The 18,221-nt window shown below is 38.9% G+C and carries 18 protein-coding genes; 9 read left to right on the top strand and 9 right to left on the bottom strand.

All coding sequences use genetic code 11. The annotated features are described in order from the left end of the window. Positions 1-39: 39 nt before the first annotated feature. The 5 genes from ABD985_RS11755 to ABD985_RS11735 all read right to left on the bottom strand — a co-directional run bounded on the left by ABD985_RS11755 (position 40) and on the right by ABD985_RS11735 (position 5,381). A complete protein-coding gene (locus ABD985_RS11755) occupies positions 40-1,176 on the bottom strand; it encodes a DUF819 family protein (protein WP_345371947.1) in 1,137 nt (378 codons plus the stop codon). A gap of 233 nt (positions 1,177-1,409) precedes the next feature. Further along, on the bottom strand, positions 1,410-2,069 hold the full coding sequence (locus ABD985_RS11750; protein WP_345371945.1) for a hypothetical protein: 660 nt from the start codon (positions 2,067-2,069) through the stop codon (positions 1,410-1,412). Positions 2,070-2,077: 8 nt separating this feature from the next. Next, the gene (gene ctlX / locus ABD985_RS11745) at positions 2,078-3,001 is read right to left on the bottom strand and encodes a citrulline utilization hydrolase CtlX (protein ID WP_345371943.1); all 924 of its coding nucleotides are present in this window, start codon (positions 2,999-3,001) and stop codon (positions 2,078-2,080) included. Between the two features lie 228 nt (positions 3,002-3,229). Next, a complete protein-coding gene (locus ABD985_RS11740; protein ID WP_345371941.1) occupies positions 3,230-3,619 on the bottom strand; it encodes a methylglyoxal synthase in 390 nt (129 codons plus the stop codon). 232 nt (positions 3,620-3,851) lie between these two features. Further along, positions 3,852-5,381, bottom strand: a complete 1,530-nt coding sequence (locus ABD985_RS11735) for a hypothetical protein (protein ID WP_345371939.1) — start codon at positions 5,379-5,381, stop codon at positions 3,852-3,854. A 179-nt stretch (positions 5,382-5,560) separates the two neighbouring features. Here ABD985_RS11735 and ABD985_RS11730 point away from each other — a divergent pair, with 179 nt between their 5' ends. Next, positions 5,561-6,913, top strand: coding sequence for a voltage-gated chloride channel family protein (locus ABD985_RS11730; RefSeq protein WP_345371937.1), 1,353 nt, complete (start codon positions 5,561-5,563; stop codon positions 6,911-6,913). A 78-nt stretch (positions 6,914-6,991) separates the two neighbouring features. Continuing rightward, on the top strand, positions 6,992-7,879 hold the full coding sequence (locus tag ABD985_RS11725; RefSeq protein ID WP_345371935.1) for a 3-hydroxyacyl-CoA dehydrogenase family protein: 888 nt from the start codon (positions 6,992-6,994) through the stop codon (positions 7,877-7,879). Positions 7,880-8,016: 137 nt separating this feature from the next. Here ABD985_RS11725 and ABD985_RS11720 read toward each other — a convergent pair whose 3' ends face one another. Together ABD985_RS11720 and ABD985_RS11715 are read right to left on the bottom strand one after the other, a co-directional pair. After that, positions 8,017-8,433, bottom strand: a complete 417-nt coding sequence (locus tag ABD985_RS11720) for a hypothetical protein (RefSeq protein WP_345371933.1) — start codon at positions 8,431-8,433, stop codon at positions 8,017-8,019. 129 nt (positions 8,434-8,562) lie between these two features. Continuing rightward, positions 8,563-8,979, bottom strand: coding sequence for an STAS/SEC14 domain-containing protein (locus ABD985_RS11715; RefSeq protein WP_345371931.1), 417 nt, complete (start codon positions 8,977-8,979; stop codon positions 8,563-8,565). A 118-nt stretch (positions 8,980-9,097) separates the two neighbouring features. Between ABD985_RS11715 and ABD985_RS11710 the strand changes: the two genes are divergently transcribed. The 6 genes from ABD985_RS11710 to ABD985_RS11685 all read left to right on the top strand — a co-directional run bounded on the left by ABD985_RS11710 (position 9,098) and on the right by ABD985_RS11685 (position 15,293). Continuing rightward, complete coding sequence (locus ABD985_RS11710) at positions 9,098-9,946, top strand: N-acetylmuramoyl-L-alanine amidase-like domain-containing protein (protein ID WP_345371929.1); 849 nt, start codon at positions 9,098-9,100, stop codon at positions 9,944-9,946. Next, positions 9,943-10,602: an alpha/beta hydrolase gene (locus ABD985_RS11705; protein WP_345371927.1), complete on the top strand. Its 660-nt coding sequence runs from the start codon at positions 9,943-9,945 to the stop codon at positions 10,600-10,602. Before ABD985_RS11710 ends, ABD985_RS11705 begins: the two co-directional genes overlap by 4 nt. Positions 10,603-10,656: 54 nt before the next feature. After that, on the top strand, positions 10,657-11,457 hold the full coding sequence (locus tag ABD985_RS11700) for a M48 family metalloprotease (RefSeq protein ID WP_345371925.1): 801 nt from the start codon (positions 10,657-10,659) through the stop codon (positions 11,455-11,457). 360 nt (positions 11,458-11,817) lie between these two features. Continuing rightward, positions 11,818-12,675: an ATP phosphoribosyltransferase gene (gene hisG / locus ABD985_RS11695; protein WP_345371923.1), complete on the top strand. Its 858-nt coding sequence runs from the start codon at positions 11,818-11,820 to the stop codon at positions 12,673-12,675. Positions 12,676-12,693: 18 nt separating this feature from the next. Then, a complete protein-coding gene (gene hisD, locus ABD985_RS11690; protein ID WP_345371921.1) occupies positions 12,694-13,980 on the top strand; it encodes a histidinol dehydrogenase in 1,287 nt (428 codons plus the stop codon). Between the two features lie 524 nt (positions 13,981-14,504). Then, positions 14,505-15,293 (top strand): hypothetical protein, encoded by a 789-nt coding sequence (locus ABD985_RS11685; RefSeq protein WP_345371919.1) that lies wholly within the window; start codon positions 14,505-14,507, stop codon positions 15,291-15,293. 71 nt (positions 15,294-15,364) lie between these two features. Here ABD985_RS11685 and ABD985_RS11680 read toward each other — a convergent pair whose 3' ends face one another. Both ABD985_RS11680 and ABD985_RS11675 read right to left on the bottom strand, forming a co-directional pair. Further along, positions 15,365-16,321: a fasciclin domain-containing protein gene (locus ABD985_RS11680; protein ID WP_345371917.1), complete on the bottom strand. Its 957-nt coding sequence runs from the start codon at positions 16,319-16,321 to the stop codon at positions 15,365-15,367. Between the two features lie 545 nt (positions 16,322-16,866). Then, positions 16,867-17,553, bottom strand: coding sequence for a metal-dependent hydrolase (locus ABD985_RS11675; RefSeq protein ID WP_345371916.1), 687 nt, complete (start codon positions 17,551-17,553; stop codon positions 16,867-16,869). A gap of 117 nt (positions 17,554-17,670) precedes the next feature. On the opposite strand from ABD985_RS11675, the gene ABD985_RS11670 reads away from it, so the two are divergent. After that, positions 17,671-18,042, top strand: coding sequence for a phage holin family protein (locus tag ABD985_RS11670; RefSeq protein ID WP_345371914.1), 372 nt, complete (start codon positions 17,671-17,673; stop codon positions 18,040-18,042). Positions 18,043-18,221: the final 179 nt, after the last annotated feature.

Below are 18,221 nucleotides of genomic sequence, written 5' to 3'. Positions count from 1 at the left end.
TCGAGCATACAAAAGAAAAAGAAGGGATATCGCCAGTATTTAAAAGAAATTACTGACGATTTCCGCTACGGCAATTCCTAGTAGATTTCCAACGGCAAGTCCTGCAACGCCCATGGCCATTCCTCCAACAAGGATAGCTCGATTATTCATCACTGATGCTACTTGTCCAACAAAAGGAGGGCCATACAGGCAAGCTACACCCGTGATTAAAACAGTATCGGCATCAATTTTAAAGAAGTAAGCTAGAATAAGGTGTAGTATGACTGATCCAAACAAGACGATACCTGTAAAGATAAAGATAGGTTCGCTACTACCTAAAATCATGGATACATCAGAAAGCATTCCTGCAGCCAGACAAAACATTAGTAACAAGAAATCTCCAAGCTTTGAAGCTTTTGTAAGCTTTCTGGTTATAGGAATAAAAGAAGCTGCTACACCGAAAACTGTCAAGAGAATAATAAATAGGGCATCATTAATTGTACCTAGGAATAAAAAATTGAGGCCTGCGGAAATACCTGCGGCTGCAATCGCAAAGCCGGTAGCATATAGGTAATTAGGAATAGGTTTTAATGTAGAAGATTGCTGACTTTTTGCAGTATTTTCTACAAATACTTGTTTTCTTTCAGGTAAAAAGTATCGAAATACCTTAGGTGCAATACTGGTTAAGAATACCAAGTAAATACCTCCCAAAATCACATCAGCTAAGTTGAGTGCTCCAAATAAAGAACCATCAGCTCCTACTGCGATTTGTATACTAGACATATTAGGGGTACCTCCTATATATACTCCTGTCAGCATTCCAGAAATATGAGCATAATTTTCAGGTAACTGACTTTTCATAACCATAGCACCCAAGAAAGACATAAGGACTACAGATCCACTGAATAGTCCAAAGGACAGGAGTGTTGTTCTTGCTTCAGTTAAAAAGGTCTTAAAATTAGATTGTAATAAAATCAAAGGAATAGCCAGTACAACCGTCACCTGTGTGATAAGATTGGTAATCTCCTTATTAATCAAGGAAGGAAATAAGTTTCCTAATAAAATACCTGTAACGTAACAAAGTACAACAGGACTAGCGATTGAGCTAATTCTAAGGAAATTTGATATTTTGATTAACGTGTAAGGTAAGACGGCTACACATATAAGCTGAAACAGAGTAAGACTGGCTGAATTCATATTTGGTAGATTTAGTTTAGTTTGATAGGATCTCACTTTAAATCAAAATAATGAATGATATTTTTTGAGATTCTAAGACAATCATTGGTGCTATTACCTTACAAGAAGGAATTGGCATGTTTGTGTTACGAATTGTAGCGCATTGTGATATTATTGCACTATTTTAATGTGTGTGTTGCAAATATAAGGCTTTTGTCTAAAAAATTGTGTTAGGAGAGTAGGAACCTCTTTTGCTAGCCTTGATCAGTAAGTAAAAAAAGTAATAGCAATATACTTAGGATAACGCCTCCAATTCCCATAAGAAAAAGTCCGTGCTTCCTGATTTGATTATTATACAGTAGGACTCTTTCTCCATTAGGAAGAGTCTTGCGGGCATATCTCCAGTATTGACCTAAAATGATTCCCATAATTCCTCCAAAGAAGGTCAGTAAATAACCTGAGACTATCCAAGAGGTTGTAATGTCTTCTGGAGCTCTTAGTTTATTGAGTCTTTGTTCTTTCAGGTACTCCAGGAGTTGAGGAGTCATGACTTGCCCTCTCTTTGCTAGTATTTTATGAGCCAGACGATAGTCCAAGGCTCCCCATTCATCAGGCTTTAGAAGTACCTCAATAAGCTCTTCATCACTGAACTCGAAAAGGTAGTAAGAGGGATCGATCTCTTCCAGATGTAACTCTGCCTCTTTTTCCATGATACGATCAGCCTGAACAAAGTTTTCAGGGTGCAATTGTAAGTGAATTTCCGGGCGGGTATTGGTATACCCTACAATATCATAGGTGCCTGATATGTCAATGATTTTATAGGGAACACTTTCGGTTCTCAAAGGAAGGGCAAATACTTCTGCCTCTTCCAATGAAAAAAAAGTTCGATAAGTGATAAACTCTTTCTCTTCCATATGATTTATTACTTCTTTGGTAAGAAAATTTCTGCCATCATACAACGGCTACCACCACCACCAATCTCTTCTATGATTGGGATAGGAGAGTAGACAATTTTAACGTGCTTTTCAATGGCTTCAATTTGCTCACTTGTAAATGCATCATAAGCACGTTTGGACATTGTAAGATAGGCATCACCTTCTTGATTACATACCTCCAGTACATTACAGCATAATTGCTGCATTTGTTCGAAAGAAACATCAATAATCGTCTTTCCTGTTTCTTTTAACCTGTTGAGTACATAGGCTTGCTCCTCCTGATCAGGAATAGATGCTGCACAAATGACAGCAAGGTCACTACCTACGGATAGCATCACATTGGTATGATAAATATCTTGCCCGTTCTCATCTTTAGAGGTAAAAGAAACAATTTCATAGCCCATCATCTCCCCCCATTCTTCTAGTAGTTTAGCGTCAGTCCTATGTGAAATACATGCATAGCAAATTTTATTGACCCGATCAAAGATCATACTTCCTGTGCCTTCCAGAAAAATACTTTCCTTTTCGTGGGTACTTAAATCGGTTACTGAATTAACCTGAAATTTAGTTTTTAGTTGCTCTACAATATCTTCCCTTCTTTCCAAACGGCGATTTTCTGCCTTCATAGGATATAAGATGACTTTACCGTCTGTATGTGTAGAGATCCAGTTGTTAGGGAAAATGGCATCAGGTTTTTCAGGGGTATTGGTATCTTCTATAACTAGGACGTTTATTCCAACTTCTCTAAGTCTGCTGACAAAGAAATCAAATTGAGCTTGTGCCCTTTGCTTAACGCCCTCTGGAGAATGTGAAGAGGTTTTATTTTGAAAGGCGTTGTCCTGAGCAGTTATACTGTTAAAGCCAAAAGAGGCTGGACGAATCATAAGTAATTGATGAGTGGAATTTTTCATGGTTAGTAGGATGCTATATGGTTGTATTATAATTATTTGTTCATAAGGTTTAATTGTAGTTATTATACAACTACGTTCATGTTGTTTAGTTGTTGAACGATTCCCTTAAACTCATTAAGTACAAAAAACATAAAAGACTTAACTCACCGAAGGTGAGGTGAGGCTGAACAGGTCAACTAAACATCATGAACGAGCGAAGCTCAATTAAACATAATGAACAGTCTTTTATTAAGCTTCTTGTTGTGCTTCAATGCCAGCGAGGAACATATGACCTGCGGCAGGGTTTGTCGCCAAAGGAACATCGTATAGGTCACATAGGCGCATAAGCATCTGTACATCGGGTTCGTGTGGATGTTTACCCATTGGATCTCTGAAGAAAAATACAGCATCGATTTCTCCATCTACAATCATAGCGGCGATTTGTGCATCACCTCCTCTAGGCCCAGAAGCTTTACAGTCTACTGTTAGTCCTGCTTTTTGTAAGTGACTTCCTGTAGTTCCTGTAGCTACAATGTCCATGCGTTGCAATACGGCAATATGGTCTTTAAAGAAACCAACCATCTCTGCTTTTTTGCCATCGTGGGCAATCATGGCGATTTTGTGAATTTCCGTTTTCATATGAAAAGTTATTAAAAATATAAAAATAGGTAAAGCCAAGGGATTAGTAGAGAATATGCGTCATATCCACAGAGAATCTAATCTGAGAAAATGGCCTTGTGAAGGTTATTGTTTTTTTATTATCAAGGAGTTATTTCTATTACCATTGTTGGATGATCATAGTTATTCAAAAAGAGGCTATCTCATAACTGACAAGTTATGAGATAGCCTCTTTCTGTAACTCCAAGCCTGTTTAGTCTTCTTCTACCTCTTTGTCTTTTTTGCCAATTAAAGGCACATTGAAACCGAAGAAAGGCATTACTGTATGCTTAGGGGCAAAAGCACCTTCAGCACCTTTTTGCCATGTCCACTGATAATCTACACCGACTGTCAGGAACTTATAGGCTTTATAACTTGCACGAATGTATGCCAGAGAGTTGTTATCCAAAGTGAATGCATCACTCCAGTCTGTTAGACCTCCCTTAATATATTGTGCGTGAAGATCAATTTTATCCAATACATTGACTACATCAACACCAGCTTTTACCATAGCAGGAGTGCTTTCCGTAATATTATCAGGCATCATCAAACCACCATTTACGCGGATACTTCCCAGAATAGTAGCCGAAAGGTCTCCATAAATACCAAATGTAGGAGCAGTGTTCATAAGGGTTAGCAGTCGCTGATCCTTATTCAACTCATACATGATATCGAAGAAGTTTGGAATAAAGTGCGCATTGTATTTTACACGCTCTAGTTTCGCTTGCATCGTAAGAAGCTTGAATAGGATACTTGCTCTTGCCTGAAGACCAAAAGCGTAACCGTCTCCCGTTTGGAATCCCTCTTCTTCTCCAGCGCTGATCGCTAGCACTTCCGCCTCTAGTTCTTCTCCGGTAAGTTGTTCATCGATAGGTTTAGCAGCATTCTCAGCTCTGAATTCCTCTTGATAGTAGGCCGTAAGATCAGAGGTTGTCACTGTTTTGTTGATATTACCATATTGTGCAGAAGCAGTTACGCGAATAAAGCCCAAGTCTAATAGTGTTGCACCAAAGTCAGCACCGTAAGCAGTGATACCTCCATTGCGAATCAATAAGTTTTGTTGTAAGTCAAGACCTTCTTGAGTGGTTTGGTCTCTGTCCATGATATACGTACCACCGATTTCGATCGAACGTACAATTGGAATAAGAGTCTTACCAAATGGCTTAACGTATGGACGTACTGCCAATAAGTTCATAGATGTCAAGTTCAGGTCATTATATAAACCTTCAATACCGAAACGCTTATCAAATAATAGATCCCAAGTGATACCTACTTTTCTTCTTTCAAAGGAGGTCGCATTGGAGTAGTTGTCCATCAAAAGACCGAATCCAATATAAGAACCAGTCATATCACCTACTTTGACGTGAATAGGATCTCTTTTCTTTCTACCGTATCTCAGATAACGTACCATACGCAAAGCACCTACACCTCTTACGTATTCTTCCGTACGGACTTTTCCGTTTTGTAGGTTGACAGATAAAGGTACATCCAGTCCAACACCCCATTTGCCTAAGTTGATTTCGGGCGTTAGACGTAAAGTCGCATAATGCTCCCCTCCAAGAAAGTTGTAGCCAAGTTTTCCTCCGAATTGATTAACGCTGTCTAATGAGCTGAAGCTGTCTAGCATACTATCCACATCAATGTCTTCGGGAATAGTCATGTCATCAGCAGTAGTCTCAGTCTCTTGAGCGAAAGCTGTCCATGACAACATGGAAAGCAACAATAGCAGTAGAGATTTTCTCATTTTAATTAATTGATTTATATAATAATAGAAAAGTAATAATTCTCATTTGTGATGTAGTTATTCGGGTAAATATAGGTATTCTGAAAAGAATCCCTGTTATTTACAGGATAAAAACGGTAAAATGTTGGTATTATTTCTATAGAAATTTTTTTTCTTCAATAGAAATAACTATCCATTTTTTGAAAAGAATATTGAAAATGAATTTGACTTCTCTTTTGGAGCGTTGGTATCAAAAAGTACCTTTCCCTTTTTTCCTTTTAAAGTGGTTATTGATTTCCTTACCGATTGGAGTATTGGTTGGAATAGCAGCAGCTATATTCCTGTGGGCCTTGCATTTTGCTACCGATTGGAGGGAAGGACATTTGTGGATTGTAGCCTTGTTACCTTTAGGAGGTTTTTTTGTGGGATTGGCTTATCATTATTATGGAAAGGAAGTCGAGGCAGGGAATAACCTGATTATTGATCAGATTCATAGCCCCAAGAAAATTATTCGTTTTCGTATGGCTCCGATGGTCCTGCTAGGTACAGTGATGACACATTTATTTGGAGGGTCAGCTGGTCGAGAGGGAACAGCGATTCAAATAGGTGCATCGATTTCAGATCAGTTTACAAAGTGGCTCAAGTTATCAAAAAGAGATCGTAGGATTGTTTTGATCGCAGGAATGGCAGCAGGTTTTGGAGCTGTTTTTGGAACGCCATTGGCGGGAGCGATTTTTGGAATGGAGGTGTTTTTATTGGGTAAAATGCGTTACGATGCGATTATCCCGGCATTTTTAGCTGCTGCATTTGGTGATTTTGTTTGCCGTTATGTTTCTCATGAGTATTTATATATTCACCATTCTGTTTATAATGTTACAGGAGATCCTAATCATATTATTCCAATCGATCATATCCTATACGCAGTGATTGCAGGGGTATGTTTTGGTTTAGCAGCTCGCCTATTTGCTCGATTGACCCATTGGTGGGGAGGAGTGTTAAGAGAACGCGTGAAGTATCCGCCTTTCCGTCCACTTTTAGGAGGAGCCTTGGTTGCGGGCTTGTTTGGGATCTTGTACTTTGGGGTAGGAGAGGATATAGGTACCCGTTATATGGGGTTGGGTTTACCGACCATTAAGGCTGCTTTTACTACTCAACTAGCCCCTTATGATTGGGCTGGAAAGCTATTGTTTACAGCTTTAACATTAGGAGCTGCCTATAAGGGAGGAGAAGTGACACCTTTATTCTTTATAGGGGCGGCATTAGGGAATGCTTTATCTATGATTCTACCTTTAGATATGGAGTTATTGGCAGCAATGGGCTTTGTAGGGGTGTTTGCAGGAGCGGCAAATACGCCATTGGCTTGTGCTGTTATGGGACTGGAGTTATTTGGGACTAACTATGGCGTGTATATTGCAATAGGATGCGTGGTAAGCTTTATGTTCTCCGGGCATGCAGGGATTTACTCTTCACAGGTTATTGGAATGAGTAAACATCGATTGTTCCTGAAACATGAAGGAAAAACACTGAAAGAAGTAGAGAAAGATAGGGAATAGTCAGTTCTTTCAATTATAAGTATAACTGATGCCAAGTAATGGCATAAACTATAAATAAACAACACAATCAACTTAACCATGAAAACAATTGCAGTAATCGGGTCAGGTACCATGGGAAATGGTATTGCCCACGTATTTGCACAAAGTGGATTCCATGTAAACCTTATTGATATTTCAGCTCAGGCGCTGGAAAAAGCAATGGGGACTATTGCTAAAAACTTGGATCGACAAATTAAAAAGGAATTGATCTCTGAGTTGGATAAGGAGCAGACACTGGCGAACATTACTACTTTCACCAGTATGGAAGAGGGAGTTCAACGTACGGAGCTTGTTGTAGAGGCAGCCACTGAAAATGAGTCAGTAAAGCTAAAAATATTTGAAGACTTGGATCGTATTTGTGACACAGAGACGATTCTAGCGACAAATACTTCTTCTATCTCAATTACCAAAATTGCAGCGGCGACCCAACGTCCCGAAAAGGTAATTGGCATGCATTTTATGAATCCGGTGCCGGTGATGAAACTGGTAGAAGTGATTAATGGCTACCTGACGAGCAAGGAAACGACAAGTACAATTCTGACACTTTCTGAGCAGATCGGTAAGATTGCAGTTCCCGCCAATGATTATCCCGGGTTTGTAGCTAACCGTATCTTAATGCCAATGATTAACGAAGCGATCTTGTCTTTGCAAAATGGGGTTGCAGGTGTGATGGAAATTGATCAGATCATGAAGCTGGGTATGGCTCATCCAATGGGACCATTACAGTTGGCTGATTTTATTGGTTTGGATGTATGCCTTTCAATTATGAGGGTATTACAAGATGGGTTGGGTGATGATAAATATGCACCTGCGCCACTATTAGTGAATATGGTAACGGCAGGACAGCTAGGAGTGAAGTCAGGCAATGGTTTCTATGATTGGTCACATGGTACCAAGGAATTGATAGTGGCTGCTCAGTTTAATTAATCTACTGAGACACCACGTTTGTTCATGATGTTTAATTGAGCTTTGCTCGTTCATGATGTTTAGTTGTTTAGAACGAAACAACTAAACATCATGAACACAACAGTAAAACTGTTGTAATTAAACATTATGAACATTTTTTATACGCCTACTGTGCGTTGCTGCTGTATCCACTGCTTTGCATCTTGCATGGAAGTACAATAATGTATTCCCACCCCTTTGCTTTTGGCAGAGGATTCCAATCCTTTCGAATACATTTGGTTGAAGATATCTTTGGAGAGAATAAAGGCGGCATTTTTAATGCCGGCACCGATGACCATAGGGACCAATTTGTTTTTCCCCCAATCCGAAGCTTCTTTAGAAACGGCTTTGGCGTTTTGTTGATCAGAAATCCAATTGGTAGCTTGAAAATGCTTTACGGCTTCGTAGGCTTTGGTACCTATAGCAATATATTGCTCGGTAGTGACAAAACCTTTCCATGTTAATAGGATGGTGTTGAGGGGTTTGATATAGGTAATCTTGGCTACTTCTGTGTCGTAGAAAAGTGTTGATGACATAGTTGTCGGGGTATTGTGTGAAATTTATTTTATGGTACTTGAATGATACCAAATTGTATTAACCCGAACAAAGTCATGTAAGTTTTTTAACTTGTTTGGAACCCCTAAAGAGTTCCAAACAAGAATTGACTATTGGACAATCGTTAATTCTTCTTGCAGCCAAGCCGATGCTTCCTCTTTATCAGAAAAATAGCGTAGGGCAGTAGATTGATTTAAGATTACTTTTTCCAACCCTTTGGCATAGATCTGGTTGAAAGTGTCCTTAGAAGTGATGAATGCAGCAGCTTTAATTCCTGCCTCTGCCATTTTAGGTACCATGGTGGTTTTTACCCAATCAGAGCCACTTTTGGGAACAGCTCTGGCCAAGGTCTGGTCAGAAATCCATCCGATAGCTTCATATTTTAGGATAGCCTGATAAGCAGTAGTGACTGTTTCTCTGTAGCTTTCTTCATTCGCAAAGCCTTTCCAGGTAAGCACAATAGTTCTCAGAGCAGAATTATAAATAATCTCTGCATGATCTTGGTTATACAATTGGATTGTATCCATAGAAAATAGAAATATTTTGATGATTGTTTGTAAATTGTTCGCAAAGTATAAAAAAAATATGACAGATTTAAATGTTGTGTGTTCTTTATTATGGTGAAATATAAATAGGAATAATAGGATGAAAAGAATTTTTTATTTGTTAATAGGGCTTAGCTTAACACTTTATCAAAATCTGTATGCACAAGTACATTGCTTGTTGGAGGATAAAGATTTATTTCAAGAAAAAATAGAATTATTTGAAAATGAAAATTTGCCAGGAATGCCGGCTCATCATATAGCCGCTACTGTTGGAAAGAGTTTTGTCGGAGTTCCTTATGTGGCAAGCACATTAGAGGTAGGGGATAAGGAACAATTGGTAGTGAACTTCAGAGAATTGGACTGTACGACCTTTTTAGAAAATGTGGTGGTGTTTTCCTTGATCCTTGAGGAACGTAAAACAACTTTTGAGGAGTTTACTGAACAGTTGCAAAAGGTACGTTATAGGGGTGGAGAGTTAAATGGGTATGTGTCCCGTCTGCATTATTTCTCGGAGTGGATTGCTGATAACCAGAAGAAGGGCTACTTGAGAAATATTACCAAAGAGTTGGGAGGAGTTCCTTTGGAGAAGGAAATAAACTTTATGGGAACACATAGACAAAGCTATAAGCACCTTAAAACCAATGAGGAGAATTATCAGCATATTCTGAAAGTAGAAGAGCAACTGAAAGAGTTGTCCTTGTATTATATTCCACAAGAAGATATTGAAACTATAGAGGGAAAGATGCAAGCCGGAGACTTGATCGCAATCACAACCAGTATAAAAGGGTTAGATGTTTCTCATGTAGGGGTAGCCTATGAACAGCAAGGTCGTATTCATTTGATGCATGCTTCAACAACTGGGCAGGTCGTGATTTCTGAGGAGCCATTGGCAGACTATATTAAGAAGCATAAAAAGCAGACGGGTATTATTGTTAGTAGATTACGATGAAGCAAAAGATAGCGATATTTTCCTACTCAGCACCTTATTTGCAGAGAGGGGACTTTTCTGAGGAGGTGACAGATATATGGATAGCTTTTCACGGGTATGGGCAATTGGCGAAGCACTTTGGTCGTCGTTTTGATGTGTTGGATAGTACTGCACATGTTGTGATTATACCTCAAGGACTTTCTATGTTCTATTTGGATAAAGAATATAAAAAAGTAGGCGCCTCTTGGATGACGAAGGAAAATCGAATGCAGGCTATTCATAATCAATACCTATATCTGGATCAGATTATGGAGCAAATCTCTTTGCAAATGCAGGGGAGGCCATACCGTCTTCATTTATTGGGTTTTTCTCAAGGGGTAGCTACTGTATGTCGATGGGTGAGTCAAAGAGCCGTTCGTTTTGATTCTCTTGCTTTATGGGCAGGAAAGGTTCCCGAAGAATTGATTTTGGATAGTTTTACTCCTGCACAGAAGAAAGGAAAGTTATGGATGGTGGTAGGTGATGAGGACCCTTTGGCGCCATTTTTGGCAATAGAAGAACAGCGAACGAAAGTAATGGAATGGGGCTTCCGAGTGGAGGAAGTGAATTTTGAAGGAGGGCATGAAGTGAAGAGGGATATTTTGAAAAAGCTATATCTTAGTGACCAAAATAAATAGTAGCACCAAGAATGATTGGTGTGATGTAGATTAGACTAATAAAAAAGTAGAAAAATGAGAAGAGTATTTCGGTATGCTGCAATAGTGGCTTTAGCAGTATTAGGGGCTTGTGATAGTAATATATTGGATGAGCCATTAGTAGCATTTCCAGTGAGTAAAGATATCGAGTTGGGGGCCCAGGTAGCGAATGAAATTGCGAGTAATCCAGATCAGTATCCAATTTTGGATGAAAACACACATCCTGAGGCGTATACCTATTTAAGAAATATGCTTAATGAGGTATTAGCATCTGACGATATTAAATATAGAGATAAGTTTGCTTACGATCAGATTAAAATTATCCATGATGATGAAATTTTGAATGCGTTTGCAACACCTGGAGGATACATTTATGTGTATACAGGGTTGATCAAGTATTTGAATACGGAGGATCATTTAGTAGGTGTGTTGGGACATGAAATTGCTCATGCGGAACGTCGCCACAGTATCCAGAACCTGCAAACGCAAATGGGGCTTCAGGTATTGTTGGATATCGTATTAGGAGAAAATCAAAATGCGATTACTGACGTATTAACGAACCTTACAGCATTGACGTTCAGCCGAACAATGGAAGCCGAGGCAGATGAATATTCTGTACAATACCTGGCGGATGGAAAGTATCAATGTAATGGTGCTGCAGGTTTTTTCGAGAAAATTGTTAATGAAGGAGGGCAAGAGCCACCAGAGTTTTTGAGTACTCACCCAAGCTCTTCTAGTAGGGTAGAGGATATCAATAAGCTGGCGGATGAACTAGGTTGCGATAAGGAGTTGTTAGCTCCTGTATCTTATGAAGATTTTAAAGCCATGCTTCCATAGTTTTAGTTCATGATGTTTAATTGAGCTTCGCTCGTTCATGATGTTTAGTTGAATTCTTTATTTTATTGAGCTTTGCTCAATGGCTATTAGAGCAAACAGAAAGCAAAGCTTTCAAAAAAACAATAAACTCAACTAAACATCATGAACAGAACGAATTTAGGGAAAAGTCTATTTTTATTAATTCCCTCCTTCCTCCTTCCTCCTTCCTCCTTATGTAAGGCCTTATGTTGTTTAGGTGGTTTCAGAATGAATTGTCTAATATTGCATTTACAATGTTTGAACTTCTATAAGTACAAATGAGAATGAAACTACGTTTCAATATTTTTTACAATTAGAAACTGAATTGATAAACACAACTTTATGACAACGATCAAGCTGGCTTTACAGAAAAAAGGGCGATTGAGTGAAGGATCTATGGACCTGATTCGTCGTTGCGGCATCAAGGTGCAGAATGGGATTGGCAAGCTTAAAGCCGAGGCCTCGAATTTTCCAATCGAGTTTCTTTTCTTGAGAGACGACGATATTCCTGGCTATGTGCAGGATGGGATTGCCGATATTGGTATAGTGGGAGCAAATGTTATGGTGGAAAAAGATAGCCACGTGGAGGTTGTGCATCATCTAGGCTTTTCAAAGTGTCGTTTGTCGATTGCAGTACCCAAGGATCAAGAATATAATGGAATACAGGACTTAGATGGGAAGAGCATTGCTACTTCTTACCCTGTATTGCTTAAGAAATATCTCGATGAGCAAGGTGTAACTGCAGATATTCACGAAATCAGTGGTTCTGTAGAGATTGCTCCTAGTATAGGATTGGCAGATGCCGTATGTGATTTGGTTAGTACTGGCAGTACTTTGTTTCAGAATGGTCTGAAAGAGGTTGAGCAGATTTATAAATCAGAGGCCGTGATGGTGGCGACACCAGATTTGGCGGAAGACAAGCAAGCGGTATTAAACCAATTACTTTTTAGAATCAAGGCTTTACAGGAGGCTGAGAGTAAGAAGTATATCTTGTTAAATGCTCCAGAAGATGCCGTAGAGCGTATCAAGTCGGTACTCCCTGGTATGAGAAGTCCTTCGATTTTGCCATTGGCGGAGCCAGGATGGGTTTCTTTACATTCTGTCATTAATGAGAATACATTCTGGGAAAATATCGAAGCCCTTAAAGAGGCTGGAGCAGAAGGAATTTTGGTAGTTCCTATTGAAAAAATGATTCTTTAATCAATCCGGGTATTCAATATGAAAAAATATTTATATCCAGATCGCTCTCAGTGGAATACCCTATTGGAAAGACCTGTCATGCAACAAGGGCAGGTCGAATCGTTGGTTAGGCCAGTGATGGAAGCTGTAAAGGCTGAGGGAGATGAGGCATTATTTCGTTACACAAAGCAGTTTGATGGTGTTCAACTTGATACTCTGGAAGTATCGGAAGAGGAGCTAAAGGAAGCGGAAGAGCTTGTTTCGGATAAGCTCAAACAGGCAATTGAGATAGCGAAGCAGAACATTTACAAGTTTCATGCAGCCCAGCAAGGGAGTGTAGAGGTGATCGAAACGATGCCAGGGGTACGTTGTTGGAGAAAGAGTATAGGTATCGAAAAGGTAGGGTTGTATATTCCTGGAGGTACGGCACCTTTGTTTTCTACCGTACTAATGTTAGGCGTACCAGCGCATATTGCAGGTTGTAAGGAGTTGGTATTGTGCACTCCCCCTAATAAAGAAGGTAAAGTACATCCAGCGATCCTTTATGCAGCAAAAATAGCAGGAATTAAGCGCATTTTTAAGGTAGGAGGAGCGCAAGCTATAGCTGCCATGACATTTGGAACGGAAAGTGTGCCGAATGTTTATAAGTTGTTTGGTCCTGGTAATCAGTATGTGACTGCAGCTAAACAATTGGCGACAAGAGAAGGAGTGGCCATTGATATGCCTGCAGGACCTTCCGAGGTTTTGGTATGGGCCGACAATACTGCTGATCCGGCTTTTGTAGCTTCAGACCTGCTTTCGCAAGCAGAGCATGGTGTGGATAGTCAGGTGATACTGGTGTCGACATCAGAAACATTTGTGACGGAAGTAGAGAATGCTCTTGCTGTTCAACTAGCTGAATTACCTAGGAAGAGTATTGCAGAAGAAGCGTTAAAGAATAGTCGATCAATCGTATTGAGAAGTGAATCAGAAGCTTTGGAGTTGGTGAATGCTTATGCTGCAGAACACTTGATTATAGCTTTGGAGAATGCTTCTGAAATGGCTGAAAGGATATGGAATGCAGGATCTGTGTTTATAGGAAATTATACTCCGGAATCTGCAGGTGATTATGCCTCAGGTACCAATCATACGCTCCCAACTTATGGGTATGCCCGTAGCTATAGTGGGGTGTCATTGGATAGCTTTGTAAGAAAAGTAACTTTTCAGCAGATTGACGAGAGTGGTTTGGAGCTGTTGGGGCCATCCATTGAGGAAATGGCAGAAGCAGAGGAGTTGTATGCTCATAAAAATGCAGTGAGTATTCGGTTAGCCAAACTGCGTAAATAGTAAATAGGCTTAGAAATAGTAATTTTTCAAAGACATGAGTCATCCCATATTAACATTTAAGGGGTGACTCATATTTTTTTCTTTAAAAAGTACCTTTATATATCTAAAAATGGCCTTGAAGAATTGCCGTTAAAATTTTTAATCGTAAAAGCGTTAAGAAAATTCCATTGTTTGAGCGTAGCGAGTTTGGAATTTTTAGCTTTTGCGATTAGAAATTAGGCAAATTCTTCAAAGCCTTGATTTTTTTGCTTCGTTTTTTCATCAAGGAAAAAATGAAGAAGCTCAAAAAGTGCTTTTGAGATAGCTGTAAAGGGATGAATTCTCAGAAAGCTAAGCCATTTGTTAATATGAGATGATTCATGTTTTTTTTATATAAAAAGTTTTAAGGCATACAGAAGGAAGAGCTTTTATTGAGAATAGAGGTAGAATGGCGAGTGTAGGGTTATACATACTTTTATTTAGAAGAGTTCGTATATATGATTATTTTTGTTAATAAGTTTATATGCAATAACCCAACAACTATCATGTCTAACCCAACCACAAAGGCTATATTTTATTTAGCCTCTTTCGTTCTTTCTATGGCCATGTGTTATTATGTACTACACTCCACGCGATTAGAAAGAAAAACGCTTCAAGAAACCAAAGCCACAATAAGCCCTATACAGTCCTGTGATTTTATACAGCAAGGGAGCATTAACAGAGATCGTTTATATGAACACTTGCTGTTGGCAATGACCTCAGATGATATGAGTTCCCCCTGGACAATTCGTTGGTCTCTGCAGAATACGCTTTGGAATTGTGGGTATATGGAATCTCATAATTTTGAAGATATAGTGGAAGAACTTTCTGGTACGTCCTTGCTTTTAGAGAAAGATCAATATTTTAATTACTACAATCCCAAGATTGTACGCTGGTGTTTTAAGGAATTAATTCCTGAGCATCCGACAATTGCTTCTATAAAACTTTACCGTCGATATTTTCGCCCTTGGGTTAGAGCCTATGCACAGACCTATCTTTATTTACGCTATACCTATAATAGGGAAGAGGAGGTAGTCTCTTTTCAAGAGGCTATTCAAGGCAATGAAGATTGTCATGAGTATATCTCAAAAAGATATGTATCTCCTTTAGAGTTTTCAGAGAACGTATTGGAGAGTAATGAGGAAATCATGGCCTTTTGGATGAGGCGAGAGGTAGATAAAACCGCTGAGGTACTGTGGGAGGAGCTAGAGAGGACTTTATTGATATTTGATGGAGAATGGATTACAATGTGTCAAGGGCAATGGGGCAGGTATAAGAAGATTGTTGCTCGATAGTGATCATAAAAAAAACACCCTCCAAGATACAAATTTTAGAGGGTGTGATTTTTTCCAAGACTAAGAGTGACTTAGTTGGCTGTCGCTGGAGGAGTGATTACTCCCTCAGGAACTAATACAGCATTGATACCGTGGATAACACCGTTATCAGTAACAACGTCTGCATTATCAACTGTAGAAGTATTGATCATTACAGTTCCATCTGTAATGCTTACAGTAACACTTTGTCCTTCTAGAAGTGTAGGAACTTCAGCACCATCTTCCAGGTCAGTTGAAAGTACTGCACCTTCTACAACATGGTACAATAAGATCTGAGTAAGTGTCTCTGTTGGGATTTCATCAATACTAGTGACACCAAGTACCGCCAAGGCTGCTCTGAATGCATCATTATTAGGAGCAAATACTGTTAAAGTGTCTTCTGTGCTGCTCAGAGCGTCTACAAGGTCAGCAGCAACTACAGCTTCTACTAATAGGCTGTAAGAAGTGTCAGCAGACAAAGCATCAACAAGTGTGTATGGAGGAGGTAACAATACTGCATCGATGATGTGTACGACACCGTTGTCTGCAGTGATGTCAGCTTCTGTTACGTTAGCGTCATTAACGGTTACACTTGTACCGCTAACGCCAATCATAAGAGAGTCTCCTTCCAATAAGGTTGGAACTGTCATGCCATCAGAAAGATCTGTTGACAATACGCTGCCACTTACTACATGGTAAGTTAGGATGTCTGCCAGAGAATCTGGACCAACATCATCCAAGCTGCTGATGCCTAGGTCAGAAAGTAAAGCAGTGAAGGCGTCATTGTCTGGGGCAAATACAGTAAATTCATTATCTGTATTATCTAGATCGTCCAGAAGTCCTGCACGGGTGACGGCATCCAAAAGGATGGATAAGTCGTCTGTTTCTTCTAGCAATGATGCTATGGTTGTGTCATCCATACCATCATCATCATCGTCATCGTCGTCACAGCTTACAAAAGCGAATCCTGACAACACCATAAACAGAAGTAATAAGAATTTGTTTTTCATGGGTTGGTTGTACTTTAGGTTATTAAATTGAAACATAGAATATAGAAAATCTGATGTGCTCAGATCAATTGAATACAAGATATATAATTACGATTCAAATATAGTACCTTTCTATTAGGTGAATATTTGTAAAGAGTTACATGTCGCCAAAACGTGGATGACAGATTATAAGTTTAAAAAAAAGGCTTTTTTTTTTCAGAGTTGAAGTTTAGAAATATGTATTAGGAGGATCCTTAGAAATTCAAGGGTTGGCAGGGAAAAGTAATTTTTTTAATAGCATGTTTTTAATACATGCTTCAAGTAAGAAATGAGAGGAGTTGCAAAATATATGCTGGCAGTGACATAAGGTGTTCGCTGATGTTTACTTGTATAAGATAGTAACTTTGTTATAGCTACAGGGGATATGTGTGTAGTCTGAAGGAGTGAGTAATTCTATTCAGTAGTTAAAAAAATAGAATTATCGAAAGAGGTTTGAAGTTTATTTGACTTATCGGTTATCGCCTGGAAACGATAACCGATAAGTAATAAATACAAGGAGAAGTCATTTATAGTTGAATACTATCTCCTATAGATGGAAGATGCAATTGTATTTCTTGTTGTTGAAAGGCCTCTATAGCATTGCCTCGGTCTATTTTAATGACAGGCATCGTATCATAATGCATTCCAATAACTTGTTTTGTTTCTATGTATTGGGCTGCTTGTACGGCATCGTTAATTCCCATGGTGTAAAAATCACCTATAGGTAAAAAGGCAAAGTCAATGGAAAACTCCATAGGAATAAGCTTCATATCAAAGCTTAAAGCGGTATCGCCTGCATAGTAGAAGGTGCCTTCAGGAGAGGAAATGACAAAGCCCACAGGATTACCTCCATAGGAGCCGTCTGGCATACTGCTAGAGTGTACGGCATTGATTAATTTTATTTGGATATTCTCAGAGAGTGTAACATGCCCTCCGGTGTTCATTCCCATTATATTTTCAATGCCATGTTTTTCTTGGAACCAACCTACTACTTCATAGACACCAATTACTTGTGCCCTAGTATTGTTCGCAATGGGAACAACATCTGCCACATGGTCTCCATGTCCGTGAGATAATAAAATGTAATCCGCTGGAATCTTCTGAATGTCAATGTTTTTGGCTAGTTCATTTGGTGTGATAAAAGGATCAAATAATAGGTATTTCCCCATCACTTCTACGCCAAAGCAGGAGTGTCCATAATAAGTGATTTTCATTGTGTGGTTGTATTTTATGTGTTTGAAATTGTGTGTTTGTTAAGTGTCCGCTGTTTGGTTGACAACTTATTATAAGTAATTTTGGTTATGCAATAAAAGGAAACAATTGTAAATATTATGAAGCATACCATTATAAAGTTTTTGGTTTCAGCTTTGGCAGTCTTTTTTGGCTCCTATATTATGAATGCCTTGGGACTTAATGTTTATGTTGAGTCTTATTGGACGGCCTTGGTTGTTGCTTTGGTGATTTCGTTATTAAATCTACTGGTTAAGCCATTATTGATTATTCTGACTTTACCGATTACAATCATTACGTTAGGTCTATTTCTGATCATCATCAATTCCTTTATTTTCTATTTGGCAGGGACCTTGGTGGATGGTTTTCAGATTTCCAGTATATGGACTGCTATATTGTTTAGCTTTTTCTACTCCGTTATTTTGGCCACGCTGGAAAATCTCTTAAAGTTAGATGAAGCAAGTCACTCATAGTCTATGCTGACCATAGTGAAAAAGGTCTTAGAAACCTGTGATATACCTTAGGATCACAGGTTTTTTCATTTAAAATTATCATAGGGACGTGTTACTTCTTTTTTTCATCCAAAGAAACGTTTCAAGATTTCAACTACTTTTGCTATGTTTGTCCCTTATTTTATAGAGAACAATAGTTT

The organism is Algivirga pacifica (genome assembly GCF_039543525.1).
Classification (GTDB): Bacteria; Bacteroidota; Bacteroidia; order Cytophagales; family Flammeovirgaceae; genus Algivirga; species Algivirga pacifica.
The sequence above is the reverse complement of the archived record's forward strand: the minus strand, read 5'-3'. Positions and strand labels throughout refer to the sequence as shown.